Annotated in this window: 1 protein-coding gene; it reads left to right on the top strand. The window is 49.1% G+C overall.

The window, feature by feature from the left end; all coding sequences use genetic code 11:
• Positions 1 to 32 precede the first annotated feature (32 nt).
• Positions 33 to 234 (top strand): hypothetical protein (locus tag SB753_RS41535; RefSeq protein WP_410805751.1); only part of this gene is annotated, 202 nt, incomplete at its 3' end.

Genomic DNA, 234 nt, shown 5'->3' with positions numbered 1-234 from the left:
CATCACAGAGACAACCTGAGTCGCCGGTACGTATGCCGGTAGAACCTGCGCCGGCTCCAGCATTACCGGTTGAACTTCCCGATTCAGAAGCGAATATTGAACATACTGCTATAGATAGCACAATTAACCCTGACACAGAGCAAGCTGAAGCTGAAGTTTCTGCTGAAACTACCACTGAGCATGGCTCTGATTTAGAAACGCCAGCGTTGCAGGAGCCTGTGGTTGATACTATAC

It is taken from the genome of Paraburkholderia sp. SIMBA_053, assembly GCF_046534895.1.
Lineage (GTDB): Bacteria > Pseudomonadota > Gammaproteobacteria > Burkholderiales > Burkholderiaceae > Paraburkholderia > Paraburkholderia caledonica.
Note: the sequence above shows the minus strand (reverse complement) of the source record. Positions and strands in the feature narration are given on the sequence as shown.